At 65.9% G+C, this 15,351-nt stretch carries 9 protein-coding genes; all 9 read left to right on the top strand.

The window, feature by feature from the left end; genetic code table 11:
- Nucleotides 1-62: 62 nt before the first annotated feature.
- The 9 genes from nifJ to ACP59X_RS11880 all read left to right on the top strand — a co-directional run bounded on the left by nifJ (nucleotide 63) and on the right by ACP59X_RS11880 (nucleotide 15,328).
- Complete coding sequence (gene nifJ / locus ACP59X_RS11920) at nucleotides 63-3,704, top strand: pyruvate:ferredoxin (flavodoxin) oxidoreductase (RefSeq protein ID WP_428558501.1); 3,642 nt, start codon at nucleotides 63-65, stop codon at nucleotides 3,702-3,704.
- 20 nt (nucleotides 3,705-3,724) lie between these two features.
- Nucleotides 3,725-5,104: an FAD-binding oxidoreductase gene (locus ACP59X_RS11915; protein ID WP_428558499.1), complete on the top strand. Its 1,380-nt coding sequence runs from the start codon at nucleotides 3,725-3,727 to the stop codon at nucleotides 5,102-5,104.
- A gap of 1 nt (nucleotide 5,105) precedes the next feature.
- The gene (locus ACP59X_RS11910; protein ID WP_428558496.1) at nucleotides 5,106-6,407 is read left to right on the top strand and encodes a (Fe-S)-binding protein; all 1,302 of its coding nucleotides are present in this window, start codon (nucleotides 5,106-5,108) and stop codon (nucleotides 6,405-6,407) included.
- A 37-nt stretch (nucleotides 6,408-6,444) separates the two neighbouring features.
- The gene (locus ACP59X_RS11905) at nucleotides 6,445-8,556 is read left to right on the top strand and encodes an acetate--CoA ligase family protein (protein ID WP_428558494.1); all 2,112 of its coding nucleotides are present in this window, start codon (nucleotides 6,445-6,447) and stop codon (nucleotides 8,554-8,556) included.
- 21 nt (nucleotides 8,557-8,577) lie between these two features.
- Nucleotides 8,578-9,642, top strand: coding sequence for a phosphotransacetylase family protein (locus ACP59X_RS11900; RefSeq protein ID WP_428558492.1), 1,065 nt, complete (start codon nucleotides 8,578-8,580; stop codon nucleotides 9,640-9,642).
- A gap of 144 nt (nucleotides 9,643-9,786) precedes the next feature.
- The gene (locus ACP59X_RS11895) at nucleotides 9,787-11,421 is read left to right on the top strand and encodes an L-lactate permease (protein ID WP_428558490.1); all 1,635 of its coding nucleotides are present in this window, start codon (nucleotides 9,787-9,789) and stop codon (nucleotides 11,419-11,421) included.
- An 80-nt stretch (nucleotides 11,422-11,501) separates the two neighbouring features.
- A complete protein-coding gene (locus ACP59X_RS11890; RefSeq protein ID WP_323426322.1) occupies nucleotides 11,502-12,131 on the top strand; it encodes a LutC/YkgG family protein in 630 nt (209 codons plus the stop codon).
- Nucleotides 12,132-14,288 carry an L-lactate dehydrogenase (quinone) large subunit LdhH gene (ldhH, locus tag ACP59X_RS11885; protein ID WP_428558487.1) on the top strand — a complete coding sequence of 719 codons (2,157 nt, stop codon included), beginning with the start codon at nucleotides 12,132-12,134 and terminating at the stop codon, nucleotides 14,286-14,288. It abuts the gene before it with no gap.
- A 137-nt stretch (nucleotides 14,289-14,425) separates the two neighbouring features.
- Entirely contained in the window at nucleotides 14,426-15,328 is a 903-nt protein-coding gene (locus ACP59X_RS11880; RefSeq protein WP_428558484.1) for a hypothetical protein, read from the top strand.
- Nucleotides 15,329-15,351 lie beyond the last annotated feature (23 nt).

Below are 15,351 nucleotides of genomic sequence, written 5' to 3'. Positions count from 1 at the left end.
GGAAGCGTCGACCCCGGCCTTCCTCTGTTCGGTCGAACGACAACTTTTAAGGAGACGTGAGCATGGCCAAGAAGATGAAAAGCATGGACGGCAATACCGCCACCACGCACATCGCCTACGCGTTAAGCGATACGGCGGCGATCTACCCCATTACCCCCTCGTCCACCATGGGCGAGATCGCGGACGAATGGGCGGCCAAAGGCCTGAAAAACATCTTCGGCCAGACCGTAACCATCCGCGAAATGCAGTCCGAGGCCGGTGCGGCCGGCGCCGTCCACGGGTCGCTCGCCGCAGGCGCCCTGACCACCACCTTCACCGCCTCCCAGGGCCTGCTGCTCATGATCCCCAACATGTTCAAGATCGCCGGCGAACTCCTGCCGGCCGTCTTCCACGTGTCGGCCCGGGCTGTCGCCACCCACGCCCTGTCCATCTTCGGCGACCACTCCGACGTCATGGCCGCCCGCTCCGCCGGTTTCGCCCAGATCGCCTCGGCCTCGGTCCAGGAGTGCATGGACCTGGCCCTGGTCGCCCACCTGTCGGCCATCGAGGGCAGCGTCCCCTTCGTCCACTTCTTCGACGGCTTCCGCACCTCCCACGAGATCCAGAAAATCGAAGTCATCGACTACGAGGACATCAAGGGGCTGGTCAATTTCGAGAAGATCGCCGCCTTCCGGGCCAAGGCCATGAACCCCGAACACCCGGACATGCGCGGCACCGCCCAGAACCCGGACATCTTCTTCCAGGGCCGCGAGCGGGCCAACCCCTACTACCAGGTCCTGCCCGGCATCGTCTCGGCCATGATGGACAAGGTCGGCGCCCTGACCGGCCGGCCCTACAAGCTCTTCGACTACGTGGGCGCCCCCGACGCCGACCGTGTGGTCGTGTCCATGGGCTCCTCCTGCGAAACCGTGGAGGAAGTGGTCAACTACTTAAATGCCAAGGGCGAGAAGGTCGGCCTGGTCAAGGTCCGCCTGTTTAGGCCCTTCGCCCCGGATGCCCTGTTCAAGGTCCTGCCGGCCTCGGCCGAAGTGGTCACCGTGCTCGACCGCACCAAGGAACCCGGCAGCCTCGGCGATCCGCTCTACGAGGACGTCTGCGCGGCCTTCATCGAGCGCGGCGGCGCCATTCCCAAGCTCATGAGCGGCCGCTATGGCCTGGGGTCCAAGGAATTCCGCCCCGGCATGGCCAAGGCCATCTTCGACAACATGGCCGCGGGCAGCCCCAAGCGCCACTTCGTGGTCGGCATCGACGACGACGTCTCCGGCTCCTCCCTGCCCATGGGCGGCCCGCTGCCCACGGTCCCCGAGGGCACCGTGCAGTGCAAGTTCTGGGGCTTCGGCTCCGACGGCACCGTCGGCGCCAACAAGTCGGCGATTAAAATCATCGGCGACAACACCGACCTCTACGCCCAGGGCTACTTCGCCTACGACTCCAAGAAATCCGGCGGCATCACCGTCTCCCACCTGCGCTTCGGCAAAAAGCCCATCCAGTCCACGTACCTGGTCGACGCGGCCGACTACATCGCCTGCCACAAGCCGAGCTACGTGCACACCTACGACATCCTGGAAGGGATCAAGGACGGCGGCACCTTCGTGCTCAACTCGTCCTGGAACACCGCCGAGGAACTCCAAGCCAACCTGCCCGGGCACATGCTGCGCACCATCGCCGCCAAAAAGCTCAAGGTCTACAACATCGACGCCGTGGCCATCGGTGCCAAGACCGGCCTTGGTGCCCGCATCAACATGGTCATGCAGACGGCCTTTTTCAAGCTGGCCGGCGTGCTGCCCATCGAAGAGGCCATCAGCCTGCTCAAGGACTCCATCAGGAAGACCTACGGCAACAAGGGCGAGAAGATCGTCAAGATGAACGTCGACGCCGTGGACCTGGCCATGGAAGGCCTGGTCGAGATCGCGGTCCCGGCCTCCTGGGCCGCCGCCGCCGACGCCCCGGCCGCCACCCCCGACGAGCCCGAATACTTCAACAAGGTCATCCGGCCCATCCTGGCCCAGAAGGGCGACGAACAGCCGGTGTCGGCCTTCGCCGAGAACGGCTCCTTCCCGGCCGCCACCTCGCGCTACGAAAAGCGCGGCGTGGCCATCAACATCCCCCACTGGATCAAGGAAAACTGCATCCAGTGCAACCAGTGCTCCTACGTCTGCCCCCACGCCACCATCCGGCCGTTTTTGGCCGACGAGGCCGAGATGGCCGGCGCGCCGGCCGGCTACGACACCCTGCCGGCCACAGGCAAGGAGCTCAAGGGCCTGGCCTACCGCATGCAGGTCTTCCCCATGGACTGCATGGGCTGCGGCTCCTGCGCCGACGTCTGCCCGGCCAAGCAGAAGGCGCTCGTGATGAAGCCCCTCGAGGAGGAAGTGACGACCCAGGCGGCCAACTACGACTTCGCCATGACGCTTGCCAACAAGGCCTCCCTGGTCAAGCGCGAGAACCTCAAGGGCAGCCAGTTCCACCAGCCCCTGCTCGAGTTCTCGGGCGCCTGCGCCGGTTGCGGCGAGACCCCGTACGTCAAGCTGCTCACCCAGCTTTTCGGCGAACGCATGATGGTGGCCAACGCCACGGGTTGCTCCTCGATTTGGGGCGGCTCGGCGCCGACCTCGCCTTACGCCGTTAACGCCGACGGTTACGGCCCGGCCTGGAACAACTCGCTGTTCGAGGACGCGGCCGAGTTCGGCTTCGGCTACAACATGGCGCTGATGCAGCGCCGCGACAAGCTGGCCGACAAGGTGTCCGAGGCCCTTGGCGGCGCGGTGCCCGACGCACTGCGCGCCGCCCTGTCCGGCTGGCTGGCGAGCAAGGACGACGCGGCCGGCTCGCGCCTCTACGGCGACCAGCTCAAGGCCCTGCTCGACAAGAACGATCCGGCCCAGGCCGCCATTGCCGCCGACGCCGACATCTTCACCAAGAAGTCCGTGTGGATCTTCGGCGGCGACGGCTGGGCCTACGACATCGGTTTCGGCGGCCTCGACCACGTCATCGCCTCGGGCGAGGACGTCAACATCCTGGTCATGGACACCGAGGTCTACTCCAACACCGGCGGCCAGGCCTCCAAGGCCACGCCGCTGGGCGCCATCGCCAAGTTCGCCGCGGCCGGCAAGGTCACGGGCAAGAAGGACCTGGGCCGCATGGCCATGACCTACGGCTACGTCTACGTGGCGAGCGTCGCCATGGGCGCGGACAAGAACCAGACCCTCAAGGCCTTCCTTGAGGCCGAGGCCCACAAGGGCCCGTCCATCGTCATCGCCTACGCCCCCTGCATCAACCAGGGCATCCGCAAGGGCATGGGCAAGTCCATGGAAGAGGCGAAACTCGCCGTGGAAACCGGCTACTGGCCGCTGTACCGGTACAACCCGGACCTCAAGGCCAAGGGCGTAAATCCGCTGACCATCGACTCCAAGGCCCCGGCCGGCGACTTCCAGGGCTTCCTGTCCGGCGAAGTGCGCTACGCCGCCCTGGAGAAGATGCACCCCGACATGTCCAAGCGCTATCGCACGGAAATGGAGGCGGCCTACAAGGAACGCTACAAGGAGCTCGAGTACCTGGCCGCCATGCCGGTCGAAGGTGCCCCCGCCCCGGCCGGCGCGGCCGAGGCCGGCGAAGACCCGGCTTACTGCGCCACGGCCGAAACTGCCGAGCATGCCCGTCCCGGAAACGGCGAGCCCTGTGACGACGGCCGCGCCGGCAAATAAGTAAAAGCGAGAGCAGACACATGGATAACCACCTGTCCCAGAAGTTCGCGGAAATCGTCGGCAAGGAAAACGTCCTGGCCAGCGAGGTGGATCGCCACGCCTATTCCTACGACGCGGCCGTCCTGCCCCCCAAACTCCCGGCCCTGGCCGTGCGTCCCGAGACGCCCGAGGCTCTGGGACGGGTGGTGAAAACCTGCAACGAACTCGGCCTGCCGCTGACCGTGCGCGGCTCCGGCACCAACCTCTCCGGCGGCACCATCCCCTCCCCCGGGGGGGTGGTGGCCCTGACCGGGGCGCTGAGTAAGATCATCGAGATCAACGAAGCCGACATGTACGCCGTGGTGCAAACCGGCGTGATCACGGCCAAGTTCGCGGCCGAGGTGGCCAAGCGCGGCCTTTTTTATCCGCCCGACCCGGGCAGCCAGGCCGTGTCCACCATCGGCGGCAACGTGGCCGAAAACGCCGGCGGGCTGCGCGGCCTCAAGTACGGCGTCACCAAGGACTACGTCATGGGCTTAAGCCTCTACGACGTGGACGGCGAGCTGGTCAAAACCGGGTCGCGCACCGTCAAGTGCGTCACCGGCATGAACCTGCACGGCCTCATGGTCGGCTCCGAAGGCACGCTCGGGGTCTTCAACGAGATCATCCTCAAGCTCGTGCCGCCGCCCAAGGCCAGCAAGGCCATGATGGCCATCTTCGACGACCTGGGCAAAGCCTCGGAGACCGTGGCCGCCATCATCGCCGCCAAGATCGTGCCGGCGACGCTCGAGTACATGGACGATTTCACCATCAAGACCGTCGAGGACTTCGCCCATGCCGGGCTGCCCACCGACGCCAAGGCCCTGCTGCTCATCGAAGTGGACGGCCACCCGGCCCAGGTCGAGGACGAGGCGGCCGAGGTCGAGGCCATCTGCAAGCGCGTGGGCGCCACCCGCATCCAGGTGGCCAAGGACGCGGCCGAGCGCAACAAGGTCTGGGAAGCCCGCCGGGCCGCCCTGTCCGCCCTGGCCCGGGTGCGCCCGACCACGGTGCTGGAAGACGCCACCGTCCCCCGCTCCCGGATCCCGGCCATGGTCGGTGCCCTGGAGAAGATCGCGGCCAAGTACAAGCTCACCATCGGCACCTTCGGCCACGCCGGCGACGGCAACCTGCACCCGACCATCCTCACCGACAAGCGCGACCACGAGGAGTTCAAACGCGTGGAAGAGGCCATCGACGAGATCTTCGACGTGGCCCTGTCCCTTGGCGGCACGCTGTCCGGCGAGCACGGCATCGGCACCGCCAAGTCCAAATACATGGTCAAGGAAGTGGGCGCCGGTTCCCTCCTCTACGCCCGCAAGCTCAAAAAGGCCCTGGATCCCAAGGGTATCCTCAATCCCGGCAAGATCACGGGGGAGTAACATGAGCGAGATGCGCGAACTGGTCGGCCTGCTTAAGCAGATCGACGACCAGCTGGTGGCCTGCATGCGCTGCGGCATGTGCCAGGCCGTGTGTCCCCTCTACGGGGAGACGGGGCTCGAGGGCCACGTGGCCCGGGGCAAGATCGCCCTGCTCGAATGCCTGGCCGACGAGGTCATCAAGGACCCGGCCGGGGTCAAGGAACGCCTGGACGCCTGCCTTTTGTGCGGCTCCTGCCAGGCCAACTGCCCGAGCGGCGTCAAGGCCCTGGACATCTTCCTCAAGGCCCGGGCCTTCCTCACCGGCTATTACGGCCTGCCGCCGGTCAAGCGGGCGATCTTCCGGGGGCTGCTCAAAAACCCGAGGCTGTTCGACTCGGTCATGGCCGTCGCGGCCAAGTTCCAGGGGATCTTCACCCGGCCGGTCAACGACGCCATCGGCTCGTCCTGCGCCCGCGTGTTCTCGAACCTGCTGGAAGGGCGGCATTTCGCGCCACTGGCCGGCACGTCCCTGCACGCCTCGTCGGCCGAGCGCGACACCCCCCGCGGGCCGTCCGGCCTCAAGGTGGCCTTTTTCTACGGCTGCGTGGTGGACAAGATGTTCCCGCGCATCGGCCAGGCCATCCTCAAGGTCTGCGACCACCACGGCGTGGGTGTCTTCATGCCCCACGGCCAGGCCTGCTGCGGCATCCCGGCCCTGTCCTCGGGCGACCGCGACACCTTCGAGACCCTGGTCGCCGCCAACGTCAAGCTCTTTGCCGACCACGACTTCGACGTGCTGGTGACGCCCTGCGCCACCTGCACCTCGACCATCAAGAAGATATGGCCGCTGATGGCCGAAGGGCTGCCCGAGTCCACCCGGTTCAAGATCCGGGAGCTCGCGCCCAAGGTCAAGGACATCAGCGCCTTCCTGGTTCAGGACCTGAAAGTGACCGAAGGGCCCGCCGCCACGGGCGGCGACATCGCGGTCACCTACCACGACCCCTGCCACCTCAAAAAATCCCTGGGCATCTCCGCCGAGCCCAGGGCGCTCATCGCGGCCAACCCGCGCTACCGCCTCGTGGAGATGGACGGCGCGGATTCCTGCTGCGGATCCGGCGGAAGCTTCACCTTGCAGCACTACGACCTGTCCAAGCGCATTGGAAAGCGCAAGCGGGACAACATCGCGGCCACGGGGGCAACCGTTGTGGCCACGAGCTGCCCGGCCTGCATGCTGCAGATAGGGGACATGCTGTCCCAGGCCGGCGACAGGCTGGCCATCCGGCATCCGGTGGAGATCTACGCGGAGACACTGGCCGGCGAGTAAGCCCGGCCGCATCACAACTGGCGAGCGAGGTAGCCGAATGAGTTTTAAAGAGAATATCCAGGCGCTTTTCGCGCCGAAAACCGTAGCCGTCATCGGCGCCTCCGCAGCGCCGGGCAAGGTCGGCCATACGGTGGTGCACAACATGCTGGAGGCCGGGTACGCGGGAACCCTCATTCCCGTAAACCCCAAAGCCGACGAAATCCTGGGCCTGCCCGTGACCAAGCGCATCGAGGACCTGCCCGTGGGCCTCGACCTGGCCGTCATCGTCGTGCCCGTGGCCGCCGTCGTCCCCTCCATGGAAGCCCTGGCCGCCATCAAGGTCAAGGCCGCCATCATCATCACCGCCGGGTTCAAAGAGGTCGGCAAGGAAGGCTACGCCCTGGAGCAGAAGCTCATCGAGATCTGCACCCAGCACGAAATCGCCATGGTCGGCCCCAACTGCCTGGGGCTTATCAGCACCCAAGACCACAACAACGCCTCGTTCGCCGCCGGCTACCCCCAGGAAGGCTCCATCGCGTTTTTCTCCCAGTCCGGCGCCCTGTGCACCGCCATCCTCGACTGGGCGCTGGGCGAGAACGTGGGCTTTTCCAAGTTCATCTCCCTGGGCAACAAGGCCGTGATCAACGAAGCCAACATGCTTGAGTGCCTGCGCACCGACCCCAATACGTCCGTCATCCTCGGCTACATCGAAAACGTGGCCAACGGCCCGGATTTCATCGAGCAGGCGGCCAAGGTCACCCGCGAAAAGCCGGTGATCATGATCAAATCCGGCACCACCGCCGCCGGCGCCAAGGCCGCCTCGTCCCACACCGGCGCCATCGCCGGCTCCGACGCCGCCTACACCGCCGCCTTCCGCAAGACCGGCATCATCCGGGCCGGCGACATGGCCACCCTGTTCGACCTGGCCCAGGCCTTCTCCACCCAGCCCCTGCCCGAAGGCCCCGGCCTGTGCGTGGTGACCAACTCCGGCGGCCCCGGCATCCTGGCCGCCGACGCCACGGAAAAATCGCCCCTGCTCCACATGGCCCGGCTCTCCAACAGCACCATCGACCGGCTCAAGGAATTCCTGCCTCCCTACGCCTCGCTCTATAACCCCATCGACCTCATCGGTGACGCCCCGGCCGAACGCTACCGCAAGACCCTGGAAGTGGTGGTGGACGACCCGCAGGTCCATTCCATCCTGGTGCTTTTGACCCCCACCGCCTCGGCCGAGATTATCGAAACCGCCGAAGCCATCATCGACGTGGCCAAGACCACCAAAAAGCCCATCTTCGTCAACTACATGGGCGGGCTGCGCACCAAGCCCGGCGTCAAGATGCTGGCCGAGGCCGGCATCCCCTGCTCCATCTACCCCGAGCCGCTGATCCAAAGCATCGAGACCATGTACAACTACTACCTGTGGCGCCAGACCCCGGCCCAGGAGTACCCGGAAATCCGGCGCAACCGCCAGAAGGCCCGGCTGGTCATCAACGAGGCTCGGGCCAAGGGCGCCACCGAAGTGGTCGAGTTCCAGGCCCAGGAAGTGCTGCGCGCCTACAACCTGCCCACCCCCAATACGGTCCTGGCCCGCTCCTCGGACGAGGCCGTGGCCGGCGCTGAAAAGATCGGCTACCCGGTGGTGCTCAAAATCGCCTCGCCGCAGATCTCCCACAAGTCCGACGTGGGCGGCGTCAAGGTGAACCTTCCCGACGCCGAAGCCGTGCGCAACGCCTTTTTCGACATCACGGCCCGGGCCCAGCGCCTGCGCCCCGAAGCCTACATCGCCGGCTGCCTGGTCCAGGAGATGGCGCCCAAGGGCTGCAAGGAGATCATCATCGGCTTTAAGCGCGACGACCAGTTCGGGCCGCTGCTGATGTTCGGCCTCGGCGGCATCTACGTGGAAATCCTCAAAGACATCGCCTTCCGCCTGGCGCCGCTCGGGCGCGATGACGCCAAAAACATCATCCGCGAAATCAAGTCCTACATGCTGCTCAAGGGCGTGCGGGGCGAGCCGCCCATCAACTTCCAGGCCATCGAGGACATCTTGCTCACCATGTCCGAACTCTCCCTGGATTTCCCGGAGATCCAGGAGGCGGAGTTCAACCCCGTGCTCGTCAACGCCGAAAAGGCCGTGGTGGCCGACGTGCGCATCACCCTGAGCGCGAAGTAAGAACCCCAGGAGGAACAATCCATGATCGGTCTGTACATCGGGTCCACCCAAGGCTATTCGGGCAAAAACCTCGTCACCCTGGCGCTTGGGCAGCAGTTCCAGCGCGAGGGCCTGCGCGTGGGCTACATGAAGCCCGTCGGCGCCGTGCCCCACAAGGTGGAAAACCAGATCGGCGACGAGGACGCCCATTTCATGCAGCAGGCGCTGGGGTTGTCCGAAACGCCCTCCCTGGTCACGCCCGTGGTCATCACCCGCGACTTCCGCATGCGCGCCTTCCTGGAAGACTGCGCCAACCTGTTGCCCGGCATCGTGGACAGCTACAAGAAGCTGGCCGAGGGCAAGGACATGATGCTGGTCGGCGGTTCGGGCAGCTTCCTGTATTCCGGCAAGTACTGCGGCGTGGACGGCGTGTCCGTGGCCCAGGCCCTGGGCACCAAGGTGGTGCTGGTCGACCGCTATTTCCAGGACTACAACTACGACTACCTGGCCGCGGCCAAGGAATCCCTGGGCGACGACCTGGTCGGCGTCATCTTAAACGACGTGCCGGAACACTTCCGCGAGGAAGCCGAAACGCTGATTGTGCCCTTCCTCAAGCGCCGGGGCGTGGACGTGCTCGGCATCGTGCCCCACGACCCCATCATGTTCGCGGTGCGGGCGGGCGACCTGGCCCACGGCCTGGGCGGCCGGCTGATCACCTCGGGCGGGCGCGTGGACAACCTGGTGGTCAACTTCCTCATCGGCACCATGCAGGTGGAGAACTTCGTCACCTTTTTCAAGCGCCACAAGGACGTGGCCATCCTGTGCGGCGGCGACCGGGCCGACCTGCAACTGGTGGCCCTGGAGGGCGGCTGCGCCGCGCTGATCCTCACCGGCAACCTCTACCCCAACGACATCATCCTGGCCAAGGCCGAGGACAAGGGCGTGCCGGTCATCGTGGTGCGCGACGACACCTTCTCCGTGGCCAAGAAAATGGAGCTCATGCTCACGCGCGAAAAACTGCGCGACAAGTCCCGCATCGAGCACGGGACCAAGCTCATGCAGCAGGCCGTGAACATGGCCGCGCTCAAAAAGAACCTGGGGCTGTAGGCCCCCACGTCCCCGGGGCGCGCGTCGGTTGCGCGCGCTCCGGGGCGACGACTTCTGCCGACGGGCGGTTTCGGCCTGCACCCCCCCTTTTGGCGACGGGATCGGGAGCGGCTGGGCGAATATCAACCAAAAGGAGCGTACAACATGTCGTGGGTCCAACAGTACCAACCGCTCGGAAGCTATGGGCTTTCCGCGCTCGTAGCAGGCATTCCCCTGTACATGCTATTCTACATGCTGGCCGTCAAACGCATGGCCGGGCACAAGGCGGCCTTCGCCGCCACCCTGACCGCCGTCATCCTGGCCATCGTGGCCTGGGGCATGCCGGTGAGCCTCGCCCTTGACGCCACGCTTTACGGCGCGGCCATCGGCCTTTTCCCCATCGTCTGGATCGTCATCACGGCCATCTGGGTCTACAACATGACCGTGGAATCCGGGGAATTCAACATCATCAAGAACTCCCTGGCCCAGATCACCGACGACCGCCGGCTGCAAGCCATTTTCATCGCCTTCGCCTTCGGCTCCTTCATCGAGGGCACGGCCGGCTTCGGCACGCCCGTGGCCATCACCGCCGCCATGCTGGTGGGCCTGGGCTTCAACCCGCTCTATGCCGCCGGCATCTGCCTGATCGCCAACACCGCCCCGGTGGCCTTCGGCGCCATCGGCATTCCCATCGTCGTCGCCGCCCAGGTCAGCGGCCTGGACATGATGAAGATCAGCGCCATCTGCGGCCGCCAGCTGCCCTTCCTGTCCATCATCGTGCCCCTGTGGCTGTCCGTGACCATGTGCGGCTTCAAGCGCACCATGGAAATCCTGCCGGCCGTCCTCATCGCCGGCGTCTGCTTCGCCGGCTCCCAGTTCCTGGTCTCCAACTTCGTCGGCCCCTACCTGCCCGACATCATCTCGGCCGTTGTCACCATCATCGGCCTGGGCGCTTTCCTCAAGGTCTGGAAGCCGAAAAACATCTGGCATTTCCCGGACGAGCCGCCGGCGTCCCAGCGCACCGTCGAGTCGCAGTACACGGGCGGCGAGATCCTGCGCGCCTGGGCTCCCTACATCATCCTGGCCGTCATGGTCTTTTTGTGGGGCATCAAGCCCGTCCAGAACTTCCTCAACGCCATCTTCGCTCCGACCTTCGACTGGCCCGGCCTGCACAACCTGGTCGTGAAGGCCGCTCCCATCGTGGCCAAGGAAACCCCCTACGCCGCGCAGTTCAAGTTCAACTTCCTGTCCACGCCCGGCACGGCCATTCTCATCGCCGGCCTGTTGTCCGTGATCTTCATGCCCAAGTACGGCCTGGACAAGGCCATCCCCTGCCTGTTGAGGACCATCAAGCAGCTGCGCTGGCCCATCTTCACCATCGCCATGATTCTGGGCCTGGCCTACATCATGAACTACTCCGGCATGAGTTCGTCCATGGGCCTGGCCTTTACCGCCACCGGCGCGCTCTTCCCGTTCTTCGCCCCGGTGCTCGGCTGGCTGGGCGTGTTCCTGACCGGTTCCGACACCTCCTCCAACGCCCTGTTCGGTTCGCTGCAAAAGACCACCGCCCAGCAGATCGGCGTCAGCCCCGAACTGTGCGTGGCCGCCAACTCCTCGGGCGGCGTCACCGGCAAGATGATCTCGCCCCAGTCCATCTCCGTGGCCACCGCCGCCTCGAACATGGTGGGCCACGAAGGCGACATCTTCCGGTTCACCCTGCCCCACTCCCTGGCCATGCTCTGCGTCGTGGCCGTGCTGACCCTGCTTCAGGCCTACGCCCTGAAGTGGATGCTGCCTTAAAGTCCCGCCGTCACCAATCGCGGCCCGGCGGTCGCCACAAGGCGTCCGCCGGGCCGTTTCCGCATCCCAAGGAGACCCTCATGTCGACGTCACCTGCCCTGGTCGACCGGCTCACGGAAAAGGCCGGTCTCGTTTCGGCCGTTGTGCGGACCGTCGCCTCCATGGACGAAGCCCTGGCCTACGTGGCCGAGACCTGCGACGCCAAGGAGGCCTGCCAGATCCTCGCCTCGGGCTGCGATGCCCCGCTTTCGGGCACGGCCGAGGCCCTGTGCGCCACCAAACAGCAAAAAATCGTCTGCGCCCCGGACCTGCCCGAGGACGAGGTGGCCAAGCTGACCACGCTGTGCGAGGCGCGCGGCATCGCCGTCATCACCAAGGGCATGCGGGAGCGCCTGGGCGGCATCGACATCGCCCTGACCATGGCCGCCGCCGGCATTGCCGAAACCGGCTCCATCGTCGTGCGTTCCACGGACGAGGAAGTCCGCCTGGCCACCATGATCGCCGAGACCCACATCGCCGTGCTGCCCGAAAGCACCATCGTGGCCGATTCCTACGATTTCGAACCAACGCTGGTCGAATGGATGGGACAGGCGCCCAACTACACGGCCTTCATCACCGGCCCCAGCCGCACGGCCGACATCGAACGCGTGCTGGCCCTTGGCGTGCACGGCCCCCTGGAACTGCACATCCTCATCTTGGAGGGCAAATAGATGCAAGACGCCGCCAATTTAAGCCAGTACCGCCAGCAGTTGCGCGAGGCCCTCAACAACGAGTTCCAGCGCGAGGCCCTGGACAAGTTCGCCGTGGCTTACCGCACCTCCCGGGCCAACGCCTTCGCCGGCATCGACGCCCCGGAACTCATCGCCGAGATCGCCGCGGCCAAGGACGAGGCCATCGACCACCTCCTGGAACTGTACGAGGAGTTCAAGCGCCAGGCCGAGGCCGCCGGCACCAAGGTCCACCTGGCCGCCACCGCCCACGAGGCCAACGAGATCATCGGCCGCATCGCCAAGGAAAACGGGGTCAAGACCATCGTCAAATCCAAGTCCATGACCGCCGAGGAAACCCACTTAAACGACCACCTCGAGGGCCTGGGCCTGGAAGTCACGGAAACCGACCTCGGCGAATGGATCATCCAGTTGCGCCACGAGGGCCCCACCCACATGGTCATGCCGGCCATCCACCTGTCCCGCTACCAGGTGGCCGACCTCTTTTCCGAGGTCACCCACAAAAAGCAGGACGTGGACATCCAGAAGCTGGTCAAGGTGGCCCGGCGCGAGCTGCGGCCCAAGTACTGCCAGGCCGACATGGGCATTTCCGGGGCCAACTTCGCCATCGCCGCGACAGGCACCATCGGCATCATCACCAACGAGGGCAACGGCCGCCTGACCACCACCCTGCCCCGGGTCCACGTGGCCCTGGCCGGCATCGACAAGCTCGCCCCGACGCTGCACGACGCCCTTCGGGTCATCAAGTGCCTGCCCAAAAACGCCACCGGCCAGAACCTCACTTCCTACGTCACCTGGATCACCGGCGCCGTGCCCTGCGCGAGCAGCCAGGACGGCAAGAAGGTCCACCACGTGGTCTTCGTGGACAACGGCCGCCTGGCCATGGCCCGCGACCCCCTGTTCAAGCAGGCGCTTCGCTGCATCCGTTGCGGCGCCTGCGCCAACGTCTGCCCCATCTACCGGCTGGTCGGCGGGCACAAGTACGGCCACGTCTACATCGGGGCCATCGGCCTGGTGGCCACCTATTTCTTCCACGGCCGGGACAAGGCGAAAAACCTGGTCCAGAACTGCCTCAACTGCGGGGCCTGCAAGGCCGTGTGCGCCGCCGGCATCGACCTGCCAACCATGATCAAGGAGGTCCATGCCCGCATCCAGGACGAGGAAGGCCATCCGCTGTATTCCTCGGCCGCCGGTGCGGTACTCAAAAACCGCACGCTGTTCCACACCATGCTCAAATCCGCCCGGCTGCTGCAAAAGCCCGTGGCCGGCGGCGGCTACCTGCGCCATCTGCCCATGTTCCTTTTTAAGGACCACGACTTCCGCGCCCTGCCGGCCATCGCCGACGAGGCCTTCCGCGACCGCTGGGAGAAAATCCGGCCCCGGGTGGCCAAGGCCGACATCAAGGTGGCCCTTTTCTCGGGCTGCGTGCAGGATTTCGTCTATCCCGAGCAGATGGAGGCGGCCGTGGCCGTGATTGCCAGCAAGCCTGGCGTGGCCATGGAATACCCCATGGGCCAGTCCTGCTGCGGCCTGCCGCTGATGATGATGGGCGAGAAAAAGGCCGGCCGGGAACTGGCCGCCCACAACATGAACGCCATCGACGCGGCAGGCTTCGACTATATCGTCACCCTGTGCGCCTCCTGCGCCTCCTACCTCAAGCACGGCTACAAGCGGCTGTTTACGGATGATCCGGCCATGTCCTTCAAGGCGGCCCAGTTCGCCCACCGGGTCATGGACTTCAGTTCCTTCGTGCGCGACGTGCTGGGCCTGGACGAGGCGGCCTTCGCCGGCCCGTCCAAGGACGTCACCTACCATGCCCCCTGCCACCTGTGCCGGGGCCTGGGCGTGACCGAGGCGCCGCGCGCCCTTTTGCGCGACGCCGGGCTCAACTACCTGCCGGCCGCGGAAGAGGATGTCTGCTGCGGTTTCGGCGGCACCTTCTCGGTCAAGTTCCCGGAACTGTCCAAGGAGCTGCTGCGCAAGAAGATCAATAACCTCAAGGCCACCGGGGCCACGTCCATGGCCACCGACTGCCCGGGCTGCATCATGCAGATCCGCGGCGGTTTCGAACACGACGGCACGCACTTCGAGGTGCGCCACGTGGCCGAATACCTGGCCGCGCGCCTCAAGCGCAAATAACCGGCCCCGACTGACCGACAAAGGCCGCGCCCCCGGGCGCGGCCTTTCCGTTTTCTCATGCCCCCTGGTCCCCGGGTGCTTGTCCGCACCGGCAGCCGGGGGTACAAGGGCGCACGATCCGCGAGCAAGGAGGGAATATGTCGCGAGCCTCCCGTCCCCGCCCCTACCGCGCGGTTGGTTCCGCCGTTCGGGCCACCGCCTGCCTCCTCCTGATCCTGGGCCTTGTGGCCTGCCAGGGCGACAACGTGCGCGCCAACCTGGCACAGTTGCATAAAAAACAGCAACTCATCGCCGCGGTACGCACCGGCCTGCTTGTGGCCGTGGATCAGGAAAAAAACGCCTTGCTCTCGCCGAGCCAAGCCGAGGCCAAGCAGTTCCTGGACAAGGGCCGCGAGGCCATGGCCGGCGTGAAAAAGGACATGGGCAGCCTGGCCCAGCTCGTGGACGAGACCGACAATCCCAAGGAAGCCGAATCGTTCAAGCTCGTGGCCGCCGATTTCGAGGACATGGCCACGGTGGACGACAACCTGCGCAGCCTGGCCGGGCGCAACACCAACCTGCGGGCCGCCCAGCTCTCGCGCACCGAGGCGGCCCTGGCCGCCAGCCGCCTGCAGCAGGTCCTGACCCCGGTTATCGATGCCGCCGATTGCCACGCCAGCCAGGACGCCCTGCGCATCGTCACGGCCACCCTGTCCGTCCTGTCCCTGCACGCCCAGCACATCGACGAGAAGACCGTCCCCGGCATGGACACCCTGGAAGCGGCCATGAACCGGCAAAACGCCCGGGCGCAAGAGGCCTTCGACCGGCTGGGGGCCTTGTCCTCGCCCGAGATTGCCGCCGCCCTGGCCCCGGCCCAGGCCGCCTACGCCGACTTCTGGCGGGTGACCCGGGAAGTGCTCACCCTGTCGCGGGAAAACACCAACATCGAGGCCCAGGCCCTGGCCATGGGCAAGAAACGCCTCATCACGGCCAAGGCCCTGGCCGATCTGGCCGCCCTCCAGGACGTGGTGGCCGAGAAGGAATTCACGGCCACGCGCTAGGCCGAGCGTTCGCTCATGCCGCC

Origin of the sequence: Solidesulfovibrio sp. DCME (assembly GCF_049995385.1) — a bacterium.
Classification (GTDB): Bacteria; Desulfobacterota; Desulfovibrionia; order Desulfovibrionales; family Desulfovibrionaceae; genus Solidesulfovibrio.
Note: the sequence above shows the minus strand (reverse complement) of the source record. Positions and strands in the feature narration are given on the sequence as shown.